Raw genomic sequence first — 17,503 nt, 5'->3', positions numbered from 1 at the left:
GGGGGGGCCCAGCCCGCCGGGGCCCCCCGGGGGCGGGCCCCCCCCTTCCCCCTGGGGGGCGCCCGGACGGTCCTTCCCCCGTTCCGCGACACGCGGGGGTCCCCGACCGTCCCGGCCGGCGGCCGGACCGCCGGCCGGCTCCGCCGTGCCCACCGCACGCAGCGTCTTTGTCCAGCCTTTGCCGCCCCCGGAACCCCGCTTTACCGGACGCACCGGTCACGATCGGGCCCCCGCCCATGCACGGCACAGGAATCTCGGCCATACTGCGGGACCGTGGAGCAGCCCATAGGCAAGAACCCCTCACTCGTCGACGCCGCCGCCATCGACCCGGCGCACGTCCCCGGCATCGCGACGCCCGTCGCCGTCAGCAAGCCGGGTGCGGCCCGCCCGGCCGGAGACGATCCGGACCGGGGCGAGCCCCCCGCGCCAGGGGAGCCCGCCGTCGAGCCGGCGGACTCCGTACCGTCCGAACCGGCATCCGGTGCCGGCGAGCCCGCAGCCGGGGCCGGGTCCGCCGTGCCCGAGGGGCCGGCGTTCGAAGCGTCCGACCGGCGCGGGTCCATGGCCGTGGACGGCACCGGCGTCCGGTTCACCCTGGACGACCAGGCCGCCGAGTGGACCTGGGACGAGATCGGCGCCGTCGAGGTCACCACCGGCCGCTTCCCGCGCCGGCTGACCCTGTACGTCCACACCCCGGACCGCCGCTGGTACCCCAACGAGGTGCACGCCCGCTCCAAGGGCGAACTCGCCCGATGGGTCGAGGAACTCGACGCGGCGCTGGACGCCTGGTTCGACGAGGGCGCGGAAGACTCCGAGGGCAGCGCGGACGACGCGAAGACCGCGGAGGCGCCGGCCGAGGAGTCCACGGCGCAGAAGCCGCCCCGGGCGAAGGACTGAACCCGCGCGTGCGCCGTCCCCTTCGGGCCGGCGCACGCCGTCCGTCGCGCGCGCCCCCGTCCGAGGCGCCGAACCGACTGCCACCACGGGGGGTTGTGCGACCGGGGGGTCTGCGCTTCCTTGGAGGGATGGCCGAGACGAGCGAGACCCCGGGCACCCCCGCAACCGCACCGGATCCCTCCGACCCCCCGCCGCGCCGGTCGAGTTGGCGCCACATCGGACCCGGCATCGTGGTCGCGGCGACCGGCGTCGGCGCCGGCGACCTGGTGGCGACCCTGATCGCCGGCAGCAACTTCGGATACACCCTGCTGTGGGCGGCCGTCCTCGGCTGCCTGGTCAAGATTTCCCTGGCCGAAGCCGCCGGCCGCTGGCACCTCGCCACCGGACGCACCCTGTTCGACGGATGGCACAGCCTGGGCCGCTGGACCACCGCGTTCTTCGCCGTGTACGTGGTCGTCTGGGGCTTCGTGTACGGGGCCGCCGCGATGGCCTCCAGCGCCCTCCCGCTCCAGGCCCTCTTCCCCGACGGCTGGTCCCTGGAGACCTGGGGCGTGCTGTGCGGGCTGGTCGGCTTGGCGTTCGTCTGGTTCAACCGGTACGCCGTGTTCGAGAAGGCGATGACGGTCCTGGTGGGCGTCATGTTCCTGGTGACGGTGTACCTCGCCGTGCGGGTGACCCCGAACCTCGCGGACGCCTTCGCCGGACTCCTCCCCGTCCTGCCCGACGAGAAGGACTCCGTCCTCAACACGCTCGGCCTGATCGGCGGCGTGGGCGGGACGATCACCCTGGCCGCCTACGGGTACTGGGTCAACGCCAAGGGCTGGACGGGTCCCGGCTGGATGCGGACCATGCGGCTGGACAACCGGGTGGCGTACGCCACCACGGGGGTGTTCGTGGTCGCGATGCTGTTCGTGGGCGCGGAACTCCTGCACTCCTCGGGCGTCGCCATCGCCGGCGGGGAGCGCGGACTCCTCGACCTGTCGGAGGTGTTGGAGGACCGCTACGGCGGCGCCACCGCGAAGCTGTTCCTGATCGGCTTCTTCGCCACCTCGTTCACCTCGTTGATCGGCGTCTGGCACGGCGTCAGCCTGATGTTCGCCGACTTCGTCGCCCGGCTGCGCGGGGACGGGGCGGGGCGCGGCAGCGGTGAGTCGGTGGCCTCCGGCGAGCGGCAGCGGTCCCGGGCCTTCCGCGGCTACCTGCTGTGGCTGACCTTCCCGCCGATGGTGCTGCTGTTCCAGGGGCAGCCGTTCCGGCTGGTGATCCTGTACGGAGTGCTGGGCGCCGCCTTCCTGCCGTTCCTGGCGCTCACCCTCGTCTGGCTGCTCAACTCCGACCGCACGCCCCGCGAGTGGCGCAACGGCCCGCTCAGCAACCTGATGCTGTGCCTGGCCGGGCTGCTGTTCGTGGTGCTGTGCGTCAAGCAGGTGGTGGACCAGCCCTGGGGGGACTTCTTCTGAGGTCCCCGCGGCGTGCGGCCCCCTCCGCCGGGCGGGCGCGGTACCCCTCCCGGGCCGGCGGTCAGCGGAGCCCGGCCGCCCGCTCGACGACGGCACGCAGCTTCGGGTCGGCGTCCGCCACCAGCACGAGGGCCGCGCGCAGGTCCTGCGCCCCGCCGCCCGCCGCCAGCAGTCGGAGCGCGGCCAGCCGCACGTGCCGGGGCCGGTCGGGGCCCACCCGGTCCAGCAGCCACCCGGGGGGCAGGTCGCGGGCGCAGGACAGCAGGGACGCCGTCGCCTCCCGCACCACCGCCGGGGCGGGATCGTCGAGCAGGGGGCGCAACCGCTCCCGGTCCACCCGGTCCAGCAGCCGCAACCCCTCCACCGCCCGGGCCCGGACGGCCGGCACCGGGTGCGCCACCAACGGCCACAGCAGCGCGGCGTCCCGAGGGTCCCCGCACTCGGCGAGCCCCACCACCGCCCCCGGCGGCGGGCCCGGGAGGCCGTCCGGGGTGCGGACGGCCTCCCGGTAGCGCACCGCCGGATCGGCCCCGGTCCGCTTGAGGACGTAGCGGGCGCAGGCCCGCACCAGGGGCGAACGGTCGGCGAGGAAGGACTCCGCCCCATCACCCCGGCCGGCCCGCCGCAGGGCGGTCACCCCGGCCGCGCGGCAGCGCGGGTTGCGCGCCGACAACAGGGACTCCACCACCTCGTCGAACTCGCCCCCGTACGCCCCGGGCCCGTCCGGCAGCGCGGCCAGGGCGGCCGTCGCACACAGGTCCTGGAGCACCGGATCCTCGGCCCGGCGGGCGGCGGTGCTGGCCAGTTGGAGGGGGGACAGCCGACCCTCCGCCAGCGCCAGCCGGTGGGCGAACCGTCGGGTCGCCCGGTCGGGGGCGGCGAGTTGGGCGGCCCACTGGTCCCGGTCCGCCCCGCGCAGCGCCTCGCTCAGCAACCCGACGGCGAAGCCGCCCCGTTCGCCCCGGGCGGCCAGCAGGATCAGGGGGGCCAGGTCCCGGGCGTGCCCGGCGGTCAGGGCCCCGGCCAGCAGCCGCCGGGCCCGCTCCCGTACCGCCTCCACCCAGTCCGCGCAGCGGATCACCACCAGCGGCAGCAGCGCCGGGCGACCCCGCGCCGCCTCCAGGGCGGCCTCGCGGACGAACCCGTTGCGGTGGCACAGGGCGAGTGCGAGGCGGCCGTCGTCCAGCGTCGAGAGGTCGGCGGGGAGCGGGGCGACCCGCTCCCAGCCCGGGTCCGCGGACCCGTACGACTCGTACCGGCGCGCGCCGACGTCCAGGGCCAGCCAGCCCCGGGGGCCGGGGACGGGCAGGGCCTGCGGCAACGCCGCGCCCCCGGCCAGTCGTTCGGCGGCTGCCGCCCCGCCCCGGTAGTCAACCTCGTCCGTCATGTCAGCCGCTCCTTCCCGACCCGTGTGTGTCGTTCCGGGGCGAGCGTAGGCGCTGGGTGCGCCACGGGGCGCGGGATTTTCGCTCAGGCGTCGACGTCCGCGGTCACCACAGCGGGGGTGCGGTCGTCGGCCTCGGTGAGCAGGGCGCCGTCCGGGCCCCACACCGCGGCGCCCTGCGCGCGGGCCGAGGCGGCGAGCGCGGTGATCCGGCGGACGTTGCCGGGCACGTCACCGGGAAGGCAGGTCAGTTGGGCCGCGGCGATCCTCGTGGGCCGAGCCTGTCACACGGCCCGCGGCGGTTCGTCGCCGGCGGCGGCCGCGTGGACGAGCGCGAACGCCCGGGTGGACTCCAGGACGGTGCCGTCCGGATGCCGTCCGAAGGCGGCGGCGAGGACGACGGGGAGGTCGACCGCGGGGACGACGGCGCGGACCTCGGCGAGGACGGCGGGGAAGTCGGCGTCCGAGACGACGCCCAGGTGCTCCCCGCGCAGCCGGTGGACGACCGCCACCAGGTCGGGGCGCAGCCGCATCCAGGTGCGGGAGGTCCGGATCTCCTCGTCCACGTGGTGCAGGAACCACCGCAGCACCTCGTACGGCACGTCCAGGTGCCGTCCCCGGGGGTCGAAGCACACCGTGGGCTCCCGTGCCGGGTCCTCGTCCGGGACGATCGCGGTCACCAGGGCCCGCTGCCCCCGGACGACGTCGAGTTCCAGGTACCAGGCGTCGTCCGGCACGGAGTGCAGCACGGTGATCGCGTAACCGAGGGTCGGGTGCCTCAGCGTCATCGGGCCCGCCCGTCGGCCGGGGGCGCGGGGTGGACCTCGGCGTCCTTCCCGGGGTTCTCCGGGGCGGGGCGGGTGTCGTCGTCGGGCATCCCTCGATGCTCGCACGTCCGGCCCGCCACGGGCACCGGTGCCGCGGAGGTCGACGGGGCCGGAACGCACCGCTGCGCCGCCCGGGGACGGGCGGCGCAGCGGGGGGTGAGCGTCGTGCGCGTGGGGGTGCACGGTTCACCCGGAGGGGCGGTTTCCCGGGCGGTCACCGGTGTGGGGCCCGATGACCGCCGACGGTGAGCCCGTTAGGGCAGGGTGCGGATGTGCGGACCGACCGCGTTCGACCAGGCGTTGCCCGCCGTGGCGTCCCAGTTGGTCGACCAGGTCATCGCGCCCCGCAGCGCCGGGTAGGCCCGGGCGGGCTTGAAGGAACCGCAGTTGGTGAGCTTGGTCAGGCAGTCCAGGGCGTTGTTGACCACCGAGGGGGCCACGTAGCCGCCGCCCGCCGCGCGGGTGGAGGCCGGCAGGCCGATGCCCACCTGCGAGGGGTCGAGGCCGTTCTCGACCTGGATGCAGGTGAGGGCGGTGATGAAGTCGACCGTGCCCTGGCTGTAGACCTTGCCGTCGCAGCCGAGCATGGCGCCGCTGTTGTAGTACTGGGTGTTGACGACGGTGAGGATGTCCTTCACGTTCAGCGCCGTCTTGAAGTACTCGCCCGCGGTGGACTGCATGTCGATCGTCTGCGGGGCCATGGTGAGGACGAGCGAGGGGCCCGCCTTCGCCGACAGCTGGCGCAGCGCCTGGGTCATGTAGGTGGCGTTGAGGCCGTTCTCCAGGTCGATGTCCACGCCGTCGAAGCCGTACGACTGCATCAGCGCGTGCACGGAGTTCGCGAAGTTGGTCGCGGAGGTGGCGTCGTTGACGCGGACGGTGCCGAGTTCGCCGCCGACCGAGATGATGACCTTCTTGCCCGCGGCCTGCTTGGCCTTGACGTCGGCGCGGAACTGGGCGTCGGTGTAGCCGCCGAGCTGGGCCGAGTTCAGGGTGAAGGACACCGCGCCCGGGGTGCTGGTGGCGTCCGCGAAGGAGACGGCGATGATGTCGTAGGCGTCCTGGACCTGGGCGAGCGTCTGGACGGTGGCCTGGTTGTTGAAGTTCTGCCAGTAGCCGGTGATGGCGTGCTTGGGCACGCCGCCCCCGTTGCCGCCCTCCTTGAGGGTCCGACCGCGCACCACGGGGGTGGACTTGACCGACTCGCCGGCCGCGTTGGCCGCCGAGACCTGGAAGCCGTACTCGGTGTCCGGGGCGAGCCCGGTGACGACCGCCGAGGCGCCCGACACGGTCTGCACCTTGGTGCCGTCCTCGCGGTAGACGTGGTAGCTCGCGGCGTTCGGCACGGGCTTCCAGGACACGTCGAGGGAGGTCTTGGTGGCGCCGCCGACCGCGACGCCGGTGGGCGGCACCGGGATGACCGGCTCCTCGCCGTTGCCGCCCCCGCCGTCCGGGCCGAACACGGAGACGTCGTCGACGAGGTAGGCCGCGGCGCCGTACCAGCCGTGCGTGTACACGGTGACGGACGTGGTGGTGGCGCCGGTGGTGAAGGTGGTGGTCAGCTGCTTCCAGCCGGCGGAGTCGGCGGTCCAGGTCGACACGTCGGTGGTGCCGGTCCCGCTGGCCCCGAGGTAGGCCAGTCCGCCCTGCACCCAGGCGCTCAGGGTGTAGGTCGAGTTGGGCTTCACGGCGACGGCCTGGGTACAGCGGGCGTTGTCGTGGCCGGCGGGGGACGCCTTCAGGGCGCCGGTGCCGGTGCGGACCGGGGTGGACACGGCGGAGCCGGTGGTCGAGGAGCAGGCCCAGTTGGCCAGGCCCGACTCGAAACCGGGGTTCTTGGCGTTGTTGACGTCGGCCGCGGCGGCCTCGGTGGCCAGGCCGGTCAGGGTCAGCGTGGACGCGGCGAGCGCCGCGGACAGGGCACCGGCCCAGGCCCGGCGGGGGATGCGGGAGCCTCTGCCCGCGGACGCGGCAAGGGGGGAGCGACGGATCACTGGCTGCCTCCGGTGGGGGTGGTGGCGAAACGAGTAAGCCGGGTGGGCACGGGTCACTCGACGCCGGGTGTGGGGGCGTGCTGCGGACGGTCGGAGCTTGTGGGACGGCGAAACCTTGTACGACGCGTGACGTGCGCGGTGCGAACGTGCGAACGACGGGTGGGGCCCGGACGGGTGGGTGTCCGTCCGGCGGTCGGCGTTGCGGAACGGCCGCCGTTCCCGTCCAAGTTGGTCCAGACCAATCGGAGTTGTCAATACCTCCGACATGGCCCCGTGCCAGCTGAGAATGTCCCAAAAGCCGTAGGGGTAAGGGGTGTTATGCCTGGCTTGAACTTCTCTTATGGCTCGCTTATGGATGCCGGGTGCGCTGGGTGGTGCCCCGGTCCGGGTGCGCCGACGGTAGCGGGCGGGGGTCGCTCCGCGGCGGCCTTCGGCGGCGTGCTGGATTCCGCTTCCGGGTACCGTCGGAGGCGGTGGTGCCGTACGGCCCGGCAGGGCGGGGCCAGCGTGCTGGAACAGTGAATTCCGCTTCACCCCGCGTCAAGGCGTTCCCACCGCTCGTGAACTCATCTGGTGAGATCGGGTGTTGAGCGGGCCGTGCCGTGGATATGGTGCAGAAGCAGTCGGGATAGTGGGTAGGGGAGTGGCGTCACAGTGGTGCGTGAGAGCGGCCGGGCGACCACGCCGCCGGGCGGAAACGGGGGTGTGCGGGTGCCGACCGCGATAGCCGTCACCAGCCCTGACCTGGTGCTGCCCGCCCCGGACCGACACACGCCCGCCGCCGTCGTCCTCCCGTGCGCGGCCCGGCCAGACCGGCGCCGCGGGGAACGCGCCGTGGGGCGGGTCGCCCGTCGGGCCCGCGCCGCGGCCGGGCACGACCTCGAACGCTCCCTCACCGACCTGCACGCCCTGATCGAGCACCACGGCCACGTCATCGTGCTGTGCCCGGCCTCCGCGCCGGCCGCCGTGGTCCACCGGCTGCACACCGTGCGCTCCGTCCTGGAGACCGACCGGGTCGCCCTGCTCCGCCCCGACCTGCCGCCGCTCGGCCTCGCCGCGCTCGCCCTCCAACTCCGTCAACTCTCGCTGTGCGACTTCAGCCCCGGAGTGCTCGCCTCCGCCGCCCGGTTACTCGCGCACTACATCTACGCCGGTGCGCTGCTCGGCTCCGTCGCCCGGCTCGACCGGGTGCCCGTCGACCTCACCTCCCACACCAGGTCCTGGGTGCCCGGCTCCCAGTTCGCGGTCCTCGCCACCCCGCAGGCCGAACTCGTCCGGCTGGGCGCCGCCCCGACCGCCGGCGACGCCCCCGCCCTCACCGGGCCCGCCTTCGGCACCCGCATGGTGACCGCGGCCGGACAGCTCGCCCCCGACTGGGTCACCGGCACGCTCGCCCCCTCCTGGCGCGTCCAGGGACTCACCGAGACCCGGCTGCCCGCCGACTCCGCCCGCTGGTGGGGCACCGGCAAGGTCGTCGAGTTCGCCGCCGCCATCGGGGACGTCTCCGTGCTCCACCAACTCGTCTCCTCCGTCCGCCGCGAACGGTGCCACTGGTGCGGGCTGGAACTCATCGGCGACCGCTGCGGCTTCTGCTCCGCGCCCCTCGTCCCCCCGCCCGACCCCCGCCCCCGGGCCGTCCGCGGCGCCCCCCGGGCCGCCCCCGCGCTCGGCACGCCGGCCACCACCCGGGCGGCCCTCACCGGCCGCCCCGGCTGAACCGCCCCGCCCGCCCCGTCGTCCGCTCGCCCCCGTCTCCGATCGAGGTAGTCCGGCCATGAACTCACGCCAGCGCCGCGGCGTCATCCTGCTGGTCCTCTCGGTGCTGTGCGCCCTCGGCGCCTTCGCCGGGGTGCTGGCCGTGATCCGCGACGTGCGGACCAAGGTCGGACCCGAGCTCACCGCCTACCGCCTCAAGGACGACATCGCCCCGTACAAGACGCTCACCGGCGACCAGTTCGAACGGGTCAGCATGCCGGAGCGGTGGCTGTCGAAGAACGCCGTCACCGACCTCGCCGCCATCCGCGGCAAGATCGCCGTCACCCGACTGAAGGCCGGCTCCCTGTTGCAGAGCGACATGATCGTCGACCGGCCGGCGCTCGCCCGCGGACAGCAGGAGATCGCCATCATGATCGACGCGGCCACCGGGGTCGCCGGCAAGATCACCCCCGGCGCCAGCGTCAACATCTACGCCACCTTCGAGGGCGAGGACGACAAGACCCCCGACCAGTCCCGGCTCATCGTCGAGAAGGCCAAGGTCATCGACGTCGGCAAGCTCACCGCCCTCGACCCGGACGGCCGCGACCGCACCCGCCGCACCGCCGAGGCCGTGCCCATCACCTTCGCCCTCGGCACCGCCGACGCCCAACGCGTCGCCTACGCCGAATCCTTCGCCACCCACGTCCGACTCGCCCTCGTCGCCCCCGGCGGCGGCACCGACGCGGCACCCGGCGACCGCAGGTACGTCCTCGACGAGGAACTCCAGGAGCCTTCGCGATGAGCATCCGTGTGCTGCCCGCCGTGGGCGACCTGGAATCCGCCCGCGCCCTGACCTCGCTGCTCGGCCAACTCCCCGACACCGACGCCGCGCTGCCCGTCGGCGACACGGCCGCGCTCCTCGACACCCTCGGCCGGCTCGCCGCGGAATCCCTCGACGAACTCCCCGAGGTCGTCCTCGTCCACGAACGCATCGGCCCCGCGCCCGTCCCCCAACTGATCCGCGAGATCGTCGGACGCTACCCGTCCGTCGGCGTCCTCCTCGTCACCGCCGACACCTCCCCCGGCGTGCTGACCGCCGCCATGGACTCCGGGGTCCGCGGGATCGTCGGCCTTCCCCTCGACCACGACGCCCTCGCCGAACGCGTCCAGGCCGCCGCCGGCTGGGCCAGCGGAATGCGGCGCCACCTCGGCACCGGCGACACCCCCCACGGCGGCCCCGGCGGCACCGTGATCAGCGTCACCGGCGCCAAGGGCGGCGTCGGCACCACCCTCACCGCCGTCCAACTCGCCCTCGCCGCCCGCTCCGGCGGACGCTCCGTCGCCCTCGTCGACCTCGACCTCCAGGCCGGTGACGTCGCCGCCTACCTCGACGTCCAGTTCCGCCGCTCCATCGCCGACCTGGCCGCCATCAAGGACATCAACGCCCGCGTCCTCCACGAGGCCGTCTTCACCCACGAGAGCGGGCTCGCCCTGCTGCTCGCCCCTGCCGAAGGGGAACGCGGCGAAGAGGTCACCGACCGGGTCGCCCGCCAGGTCGTCGCCGCCTTGCGCAGCCGCTACGACCTGGTCGTCATCGACTGCGGCACCCAGATGAGCGCCGCCGGCGCCGCCGCCGTCGAACTCTCCGACCGGGCCCTGCTGCTGGTCACCCCCGACGTCATCGCCGTCCGCGCCGCCAAACGCATGGTCCGCCTCTGGGACCGGCTCCAGATCCGCAAGGCCGAGGACACCACCACCGTCATCAACCGCCACGGCCGCGGCACCGAGATCCAGGCGTCCCTCGTCGCCCGCGTCACCGACACCCGGGTCGCCCGCACCACCGTCCCCGCCCAGTTCAAGGAACTCCACGCGGTGGTGGACGCCGGCCGGGTGCACGACCTCGACCACAAGTCCACCGTCAAACAGGCGCTGTGGACCCTCGCCGCCGAGCTCGACCTGATCGCCGCCGACACCCCCGGACCCGGCCACCGCAGACGCCGCCCCGGCGGCGACCGCGGCACGCTCGCCCTGCGCCGCCGCGGCCCCGCCGGCGACCGGGGCGCGGTCACCCTGGAGTTCGCCGGCACCTTCCCGCTGCTCCTCGCCGTCCTCGCCCTGCTGTGGCAGTGCGCGCTGTACGGGTACACGTTCTCCCTCGCCGGCAACGCCGCCGACGAGGCCGCCCGGGCCGCGACCGCCGCCGCCGCGTTCGGCGCCGGCGGCCAGGACGCCTGCGTCGCCGCCGGCAAACAGCACCTCCCCGCCGCCTGGCAGGACGCCGACGTGTCCTGCTCCCGAGACGGGCTGGTGTGGCGGGCCGACGTCACCGCCCCCGTCCCCGTCCTCTTCCCCGGCGTCACCACCGGCTGGACCGTCGACGCCGAAGCCGGCGCCGCGGCCGAGGACGGCACCCGGTGACCGCGCCCCGCCGCCCCGCCGCCCCGCCGCGCCCACCCGCGGACGACCGGGGCGTCAGCACCCTGGAGTTCGCCGGGTTCCTGCCGATCCTGCTCCTCGTCGGCCTCGCCGCCGTCCAACTCGGCCTCGTCGGCTACGCGGCCGGCCAGGCCGGCTCCGGCGCCCGCGCCGCCGCCCGGGTCACCGCCCAGGAGGGCAGCGCCGCCGGCGAGGCCGCCGGACACGCCGCCATGGACGACGGCCTCGACGCCGACGTCGCTCCCAGCGAAGAGGGCGAGCTCTCCCGGGCCACCGTCACCGTGAGCGTCCCCCTGCTCGTCCCGTTCGCCGGCGACGGCTGGCACATCACCCGCACGGTCACCATGCCCACCGACGAGTGACCCGCACCCCGCCCGCCACCCACCCGAACGGAAGGAGGAACAGCCCATGAGCCTGAGGTCCCGCCTGGCGATCACCCCCAGGGAACCCGGCACCCCGCGCGAGGACGGCCACCTCGTCGCCGTCTACCGGGCCAAACTCCTCGAAGAGATCGACCTCGCCGAGATGTCCTCGCTGACCGCGGCGGACCGCCGGCTCCGCCTCGAACGCGTCCTCGGCCACCTCATCAGCCGCGAGGGGCCCGTCCTCTCCACCGCCGAACGCACCCAGCTCATCCGCCGCGTCGTCGACGAAGCCCTCGGCCTCGGCGTCCTCGAACCCCTCCTCGCCGACGCCACCATCACCGAGATCATGGTCAACGGGCCCGACGCGGTGTTCGTGGAACGCGGCGGACGCGTCGAACAGCTCCCGCTGCGCTTCGCCTCCGAGGAACAGCTCATGCAGACCATCGAGCGCATCGTCTCCACCGTCAACCGACGCGTCGACGAGTCCCACCCCATGGTCGACGCCCGCCTCCCCACCGGCGAACGCGTCAACGTCATCATCCCCCCGCTCTCCCTCACCGGCCCCACCCTCACCATCCGCCGCTTCCCCCGCGCCTACGCACTCCCCGAACTCATCGCCCTCGGCTCCCTCGACGAACCGATGCTGATGCTGCTCTCCGCGTTCGTCCGCGCCCGCTTCAACCTCATCGTCAGCGGCGGCACCGGCTCCGGGAAGACCACCCTGCTCAACGCGCTCTCCGGCCTCATCCCCAGCCACGAACGCATCATCACCATCGAGGACTCCGCCGAACTCCAACTCCAACAGGACCACGTCATCCGACTGGAGTCCCGCCCCCCGAACGTCGAGGGCAAGGGCCACATCACCATCCGCGACCTGGTCCGCAACAGCCTCCGCATGCGCCCCGACCGCATCATCGTCGGCGAGGTCCGCGGCGGCGAGACCCTCGACATGCTCCAGGCCATGTCCACCGGCCACGACGGTTCCCTGGCCACCGTCCACGCCAACAGCGCCGAAGACGCCCTCATGCGCCTCCAGACCCTCGGCTCCATGTCCGAGGTGAGCATCCCCTTCGAAGCGCTCAAGGACCAGATCAACTCCGCCGTCGACGTCGTCGTCCAACTCGCCCGACACGCCGACGGCTCCCGCCGCATCGTCGAGATCGCCCTCCTCGTCTCCCACGGCCGCGAAGCCTTCCGCACCGCCACCGTCTCCCGGTTCGTCCCCCGACCACCCGGCCCCGACCGCACCGTGCACGGCCACTTCGCACACCTCCCGCTGCCCCGCGCCGTCGCCGAGAAGCTGTACGTCGCCAGCGAACCCGTCCCGCCCGCCTTCGGCGTCGCCTCCGACGGCCCCGCCGCCCCCCACACCCGGCAGGCCCTCGCATGAACCACGCCCCGCACACCCCGGGGAGGCCGGCGTGACCGACCCCGCCCTCCTCGCCCTCGGCGCCACCCTCCTCGGCTGCGCCCTCGCCACCGCCGGACTCCACAGCTGGGCCACCGGCCGCGCCCAACGCCGCGCCCTCGTCGACCGGCTCTCCGGCGGCCCCGTCCACGGCACCGCCAGCCGCGCCCGCCGCTTCGCCGCCGTTGACCGCCGACTGCGCCGCACCCGCCTCGGCCGCACCGTGGGCCACCGGCTCTCCGCCACCGGACTCGACCTCACCCCCGGCGAGTTCCTCAGCTACGCCCTCGCCGCCACCACCGCCCTCTGGCTGATCGCCGCCTCCGCCCTCGCGCCCTTCTTCGGCCCGATCGCCGCCGCCGTCGGCGTGTGGGGCGCCGCCCTCTTCCTCAACTGGCAGCGCCAGAAGCGCATCGAAGCCTTCATCAACCAACTCCCCGACGTCGCCCGGCTGCTCGCCAACGCCACCGCCGCCGGACTCGCCCTGCGCACCTCCCTGGCCATGGCCGCCGAGGAACTCGAAGCGCCCGCCGGCGAGGAACTCTCCCGCGTCGCCGACCAACTGGCCCTCGGCCGCTCCGTCGACGACGCCCTCGGCGAACTCGCCCGCCGCCTGCCCTCCCGCGAACTCGTCGTCCTGGTCACCACCCTCGTGCTGTCCAACAAGGCCGGCGGCGCCGTCGTCAGCTCCCTGCGCAACCTCACCCAGACCCTGGAGGACCGCAAGGAGACCCGACGCGAAGTGCGCACCATGCTCTCCGAGGTCAACGCCACCGCCTTCACCGTCCCGCTGCTCGGCCTCGGCTCCCTCCTCCTCGTCAACTCCTCCAACGAGGGCGCCCTCACCCGGGTGACCTCCTCCCCGGTCGGCCAGGTCCTGGTGCTGATCGCCCTCGGCCTCTACGCCGTCGGCTTCTTCGCCATCCGCCGCCTCGGCAAGATCGAAGTGTGAGGTACCCGCCCCGATGCCGCTGACGGCCCTGCTCCTCGCCGCCCTCGCGGGCACCGCCGTGCTCGGCGCCCTCCTCGGCCTGCGCATGTACCGCAGCGAGACCGAACTCCCCGGCGACCTCGCCCTCGCCCTGGAGGTCGGCGGCAGCCGGGTCTCCACCCCCGACGCCGCCGTCGACCGGCTCGGCATGCGCCTCGCCCCGCTGGTGCTGCGCCTGATGGGCCCCAAACGCGTCGCCGCCAAACGCCGCCGCATCGACATGGCCGGCAACCCCGGCGGACTCACCCTCGACCGCTACGCGGCCCGCCGCGCCGTCTACGGCGTCTTCGGCGTCGTCCTCGGCACCGTCTTCCTCACCAACGGCCAGACCCTCTTCGCCGCCCTCACCCTCGCCTTCGGCGTCCTCGCCGCCGACCTCCTCATCTGGCAGGCCGTCCGCGACCGGCGCGCCGTCATCGACCGCACCCTGCCCGACTTCCTCGACGTCCTCGCCGTGGTCGTCTCCGCCGGACTCGGCTTCCGCCAGGCCCTCGACCGGGTCGCCGAACGCTACGAGGGCCCCTGGGCCGACGAACTGCGCATCGCCCTGCGCCAGATGGACATGGGCGTCAGCCGTCGCCAGGCCTTCGACGAACTGCGCCGCCGCAACGACTCCGAACAGGTCGCCCAGTTCGTCTCCGCCCTCCAGCAGGGCGAGGAACTCGGCTCCCCGATCGCCGAGACCCTCATCCAGATCGCCGCCGACATGCGCCGCACCGACGCCCAGAACGCCCGCCGGCGGGCCGCCAAGACCATCCCCAAGGCCACCGTCGTCACCCTGGTCTTCATGCTCCCCGCCACCATGATCCTCATCGCCGCCGGCATGTTCCTCGGCTCCGGCACCGACTTCGGCTCCCTCCTGGGCCCCTGATGCCGCCCGCCCGGCCCCCGCGCCCCCTCCGCCGCCCCGGCTCCCCCCTCGCCACCCGGCCCGGCCCCTGGCCGTCCGCCATAGAGGACGACGCCCCGCCGCCCAGTCTCCGCATCCAACTCAGCGCCCTCCAGGCCCTGTGCCGCCAGGTCTTCGGCGCCCGCCTCGCCGTCATCGCGCTCGGGGTGCCCTTCGCCATGAGCGGGGCCGCCGACGGCGCCCCCCGGTACGCCGTCCTCGCCGCCGGCGTCCTCGGCTTCATGGGCTCCTACGCCATGCTCCGCGACTGGGAACGCTTCGGCCCCCGCGTCCTCGCCCACCCCACCCTCATGGGCCTCGACCTGCTCGTCGGCTCGATCCTCCTGCTCACCGCCTCACCCGCCTCGCCCCTCGGCTACGTCGCCGTGTGCACCCCGCTGCTCGCCGGCCTGCTCTACGGCTGGCGCGGCGCCGGCGTCTTCACCGGCCTCCAGATCGTCGCCCTGCTCACCGCCTACCGCGCCTGGGAGACCCGCCCCGGCAGCGCCTCCAGCACCGCCCTGCTCGCCGGCTTCTGCGTCGCCGCCGGCATCATCGGGGTGACCCTGCGCAACCTGATGTTCCGGTTCGGCTCCGCCACCCGGGCCCTCGCCGAGGCCCACGCCGACCTCGCCGTCCGCGACGCCGTCGAATCCGAACGCGCCCGCCTCGCCCGCGAGATGCACGACTCCGTCGCCAAGACGCTGCACGGCCTCGCCCTGTCCGCCGAAGCCCTCGCGGCCACCGCCGACCGCACCGACCCGCAGACCCTGCGCCACCGCGCCGAGGAGGTCGCCCGCGCCGCCCGCCGCGCCGCCGCCGAGTCCCGCACCCTCCTGCACGACCTGCGCGGCACCACCGGTCCCGGCACCGACCTCCTCGTCGAACTGGACGCCCTCGTCGACGACTTCCGCACCCGCACCGGGCTGGCCGCCACCCTGCGCACCGACCCCGACCCCCTGCGGCGCCCCGCCCTCGCCGACCGGGTCGTCCACGAGACGGCGACCATCGTCGCGGAAGCCCTGGAGAACGCCCACCGGCACGCCCGCGCCACCCACGTCACGGTCACCGTCACCCTCGCCGCCGAGACCCTCGCCGTCTCCGTCACCGACGACGGTTCCGGGCTGGGCACCGGCCCCGTCACCCCGGACTGCGCCCGCCTCGCCGCGCTCCGGGCCCGCGGCAGGTTCGGCCTGTTGGGCATGGCCGAGCGCGCCGCCGCGCTCGGCGGCGCCCTGCGCATCGCCCCGGCCCCCGCCGGGGCGCCCGGCACCACCGTGCACCTGACCCTTCCCCGGCCCGTTCCCCGTCCGCTCCCGGAGGCCGACCATGCCCGTTGAGCAGCAGCCCGCCGTACGGGTCGTCGTCACCGACGACAACCCCGTGGTCCGGGCCGGGCTCGCCGCCCTCCTCGGCGCCCACCCGGACGTCACCGTGGTCGCCGAGGCCACCAACGGCGCCGAGGTGCTCACCGAGGTCCGCCGGCACCGCCCCGACGTCGTCCTGCTGGACGTCCGCATGCCCGACACGGACGGGCTGGCCGCCTTACCGGCCCTGGCCCGCCTGGCCCCGGTCCTGATGCTCACTTACAGCACGGAGCCGGAGACCATCCGGGCGGCCCGCCACCTGGGCGCCCGCGGCTACCTGGTGCACGGCGAGTTCACCACCGAGGAACTCCTCACCGCGGTCCGGGAGGTGCGGCACGGCCGGGGCACCTGCACCCGGTCGGCGCGGGACGTGTGGTCCGGGACCGGGGCTCCCACGGGGCCGGACGTCTCGAATGCGCCGCCCCCGCCCACCCGGCCGTCCGGAACCTCCCAACTCCCTTCGCGCCTGCAACGCTTTGTGGGACAGTCATGGCGGGCCCGGGGCAGCCACGGACCCGGCGCCCGCGGTGACGGACCCGCCCCGTTCGCCTTCGGTCTCAGCTCCAGGGAGGTGGAGGTCATGGACCTCATCGCGTCCGGCATGAACAACCGCCAGATCGCCGCCGCCTGTTTCATCAGCGAGAAGACCGTCAAGAACCACATCAACCGCATCTTCGCGAAGCTGCACAGCACGAGCCGCAGCGAGGCCATCGCCCGTTGGCTCGGCACCGCTCCCGCCACCCCGGGCGAGGGGTGGTCCCGTTGACCCGCCCACCCGCGAGTTGGGCCCCAGGGCCCACGAGCCGCACCGCCCCCGTCCCGTACCTTTCCGTGGTCGGCCGTGCACAGCACCCGGAGGGAAGGACCCACCATGAAGACCCGCCTGGCCACCTGGCGCCACCTCGCCCCGTCCCGCCTCCGCGGCCCCCTGCACGACCGCGGCGCGGGCTTCGTGGAGTACGCGGGCCTGCTGATCATCATCGCGGGGATCTTCACGCTGATCGACGGACTGGGGCTGGACGGGAAGATCTCCGACCGCATCCTGAAGGCAGTGAGCGACGTCCTGGGAGGCTGACGAGCAGCGACCGCAGTGACCGGGGGCAGACGCTGCCGATCTACATGTGGTTGACGGTGATCGTGCTGTTCGCCGCGCTTGCGTTCTTCGCCTTCGCGCAAGCGGCGGCTGCTCGCAACGGCGCACAATCGGCGGCCGACGCGGCGGCCCTGGCCGCCGCCCAGGAGGCGAGGGAGGAACTCCTCGTCGGCCTTGAGGAATCCATTGGCCAGGACGAGAACTGGCTGGAGTGGTTGAACGGAGCACCCCTTCGCGGTGCGGGAGCTCAGGCAGCAGCGGATCGGCTGGCAGCTCAGAACGATGCCACTGTCACCGGATTCGGGCACGTGATGGTCAACGGGTTCTCCGGATACCAGGTGGAGATCGAGACGAACTACGCGGCAGGGGACTCCATCGTTCCCGGTACGGAATCACTGCACGCCAAGGCTCGGGCGACTGCCGTACTGAAGCCCCGATGCGATGTCGATCCAGATGCCGCGCCCGCGCAGATGGTTGAGCTCAACTGTGACGGCGAACTGTTCGCTGTTGATCCAGACCAGTTTCACGTTGGCGATTTGCCGGATGCCTCTGTCTTCTTCTCCGTGCATCTGGCCGAATGAAAGGGAACTCCACTCATGAACCTCCGGTGTAACGGGACCGGCGGAAGAGTCGTGGGGGGGGGGGGAGTGTGGGAGCAACGGTAGGAGTAGATGAGGGTGGGGGGGGGTGGGGTGGA

The 17,503-nt window shown here is 74.0% G+C and carries 17 protein-coding genes; 13 read left to right on the top strand and 4 right to left on the bottom strand.

The genetic code is table 11. From position 1 onward, the window contains the following. The first annotated feature begins 273 nt into the window (after nt 1–273). Both ABT092_RS29730 and ABT092_RS29725 read left to right on the top strand, forming a co-directional pair. Nucleotides 274–897 (top strand): hypothetical protein, encoded by a 624-nt coding sequence (locus ABT092_RS29730; protein WP_351249380.1) that lies wholly within the window; start codon nt 274–276, stop codon nt 895–897. A 128-nt stretch (nt 898–1,025) separates the two neighbouring features. Beyond that, nucleotides 1,026–2,357 (top strand): Nramp family divalent metal transporter, encoded by a 1,332-nt coding sequence (locus ABT092_RS29725; RefSeq protein ID WP_351249378.1) that lies wholly within the window; start codon nt 1,026–1,028, stop codon nt 2,355–2,357. A 61-nt stretch (nt 2,358–2,418) separates the two neighbouring features. Here ABT092_RS29725 and ABT092_RS29720 read toward each other — a convergent pair whose 3' ends face one another. From ABT092_RS29720 to ABT092_RS29705, 4 genes are all read right to left on the bottom strand, one after another. Then, the gene (locus ABT092_RS29720; RefSeq protein ID WP_351249376.1) at nt 2,419–3,744 is read right to left on the bottom strand and encodes a hypothetical protein; all 1,326 of its coding nucleotides are present in this window, start codon (nt 3,742–3,744) and stop codon (nt 2,419–2,421) included. Between the two features lie 83 nt (nt 3,745–3,827). Continuing rightward, a complete protein-coding gene (locus ABT092_RS29715) occupies nt 3,828–3,971 on the bottom strand; it encodes a hypothetical protein (RefSeq protein ID WP_351249374.1) in 144 nt (47 codons plus the stop codon). A gap of 54 nt (nt 3,972–4,025) precedes the next feature. After that, entirely contained in the window at nt 4,026–4,529 is a 504-nt protein-coding gene (locus ABT092_RS29710; RefSeq protein WP_351249372.1) for a hypothetical protein, read from the bottom strand. A 293-nt stretch (nt 4,530–4,822) separates the two neighbouring features. Further along, on the bottom strand, nt 4,823–6,562 hold the full coding sequence (locus ABT092_RS29705) for a chitinase (protein WP_451364114.1): 1,740 nt from the start codon (nt 6,560–6,562) through the stop codon (nt 4,823–4,825). Between the two features lie 711 nt (nt 6,563–7,273). On the opposite strand from ABT092_RS29705, the gene ABT092_RS29700 reads away from it, so the two are divergent. From ABT092_RS29700 to ABT092_RS29650, 11 genes are all read left to right on the top strand, one after another. Then, nucleotides 7,274–8,278, top strand: coding sequence for a hypothetical protein (locus ABT092_RS29700; RefSeq protein ID WP_351249370.1), 1,005 nt, complete (start codon nt 7,274–7,276; stop codon nt 8,276–8,278). A 58-nt stretch (nt 8,279–8,336) separates the two neighbouring features. Next, complete coding sequence (gene cpaB / locus ABT092_RS29695) at nt 8,337–9,059, top strand: Flp pilus assembly protein CpaB (RefSeq protein ID WP_351249368.1); 723 nt, start codon at nt 8,337–8,339, stop codon at nt 9,057–9,059. Continuing rightward, nucleotides 9,056–10,675, top strand: coding sequence for a CpaE/TadZ family protein (locus ABT092_RS29690; RefSeq protein ID WP_351249366.1), 1,620 nt, complete (start codon nt 9,056–9,058; stop codon nt 10,673–10,675). The genes cpaB and ABT092_RS29690 overlap by 4 nt, the downstream gene beginning before the upstream one ends. After that, complete coding sequence (locus ABT092_RS29685) at nt 10,672–11,055, top strand: TadE/TadG family type IV pilus assembly protein (RefSeq protein WP_351249364.1); 384 nt, start codon at nt 10,672–10,674, stop codon at nt 11,053–11,055. Before ABT092_RS29690 ends, ABT092_RS29685 begins: the two co-directional genes overlap by 4 nt. 46 nt (nt 11,056–11,101) lie before the next feature. Next, on the top strand, nt 11,102–12,448 hold the full coding sequence (locus tag ABT092_RS29680) for a TadA family conjugal transfer-associated ATPase (protein ID WP_351249362.1): 1,347 nt from the start codon (nt 11,102–11,104) through the stop codon (nt 12,446–12,448). A 31-nt stretch (nt 12,449–12,479) separates the two neighbouring features. Further along, nucleotides 12,480–13,418: a type II secretion system F family protein gene (locus ABT092_RS29675; RefSeq protein ID WP_351249360.1), complete on the top strand. Its 939-nt coding sequence runs from the start codon at nt 12,480–12,482 to the stop codon at nt 13,416–13,418. 13 nt (nt 13,419–13,431) lie between these two features. Further along, nucleotides 13,432–14,328, top strand: coding sequence for a DUF5936 domain-containing protein (locus tag ABT092_RS29670; RefSeq protein ID WP_351249358.1), 897 nt, complete (start codon nt 13,432–13,434; stop codon nt 14,326–14,328). After that, the gene (locus tag ABT092_RS29665) at nt 14,328–15,686 is read left to right on the top strand and encodes a sensor histidine kinase (protein WP_351249356.1); all 1,359 of its coding nucleotides are present in this window, start codon (nt 14,328–14,330) and stop codon (nt 15,684–15,686) included. The genes ABT092_RS29670 and ABT092_RS29665 overlap by 1 nt, the downstream gene beginning before the upstream one ends. Then, nucleotides 15,676–16,479 carry a response regulator transcription factor gene (locus tag ABT092_RS29660; protein WP_351249354.1) on the top strand — a complete coding sequence of 268 codons (804 nt, stop codon included), beginning with the start codon at nt 15,676–15,678 and terminating at the stop codon, nt 16,477–16,479. The genes ABT092_RS29665 and ABT092_RS29660 overlap by 11 nt, the downstream gene beginning before the upstream one ends. Before the next feature lie 105 nt (nt 16,480–16,584). Then, nucleotides 16,585–16,788 (top strand): hypothetical protein, encoded by a 204-nt coding sequence (locus ABT092_RS29655; protein ID WP_351249352.1) that lies wholly within the window; start codon nt 16,585–16,587, stop codon nt 16,786–16,788. Beyond that, a complete protein-coding gene (locus tag ABT092_RS29650) occupies nt 16,785–17,387 on the top strand; it encodes a pilus assembly protein TadG-related protein (RefSeq protein ID WP_351249382.1) in 603 nt (200 codons plus the stop codon). The genes ABT092_RS29655 and ABT092_RS29650 overlap by 4 nt, the downstream gene beginning before the upstream one ends. The last annotated feature ends 116 nt before the right edge of the window (nt 17,388–17,503 follow it).

The sequence above is a fragment of the Streptomyces sp. NPDC002490 genome (assembly GCF_040296045.1).
Taxonomy (GTDB): Bacteria; Actinomycetota; Actinomycetes; order Streptomycetales; family Streptomycetaceae; genus Streptomyces.
This window is presented reverse-complemented; position numbering and strand designations above follow the sequence as displayed.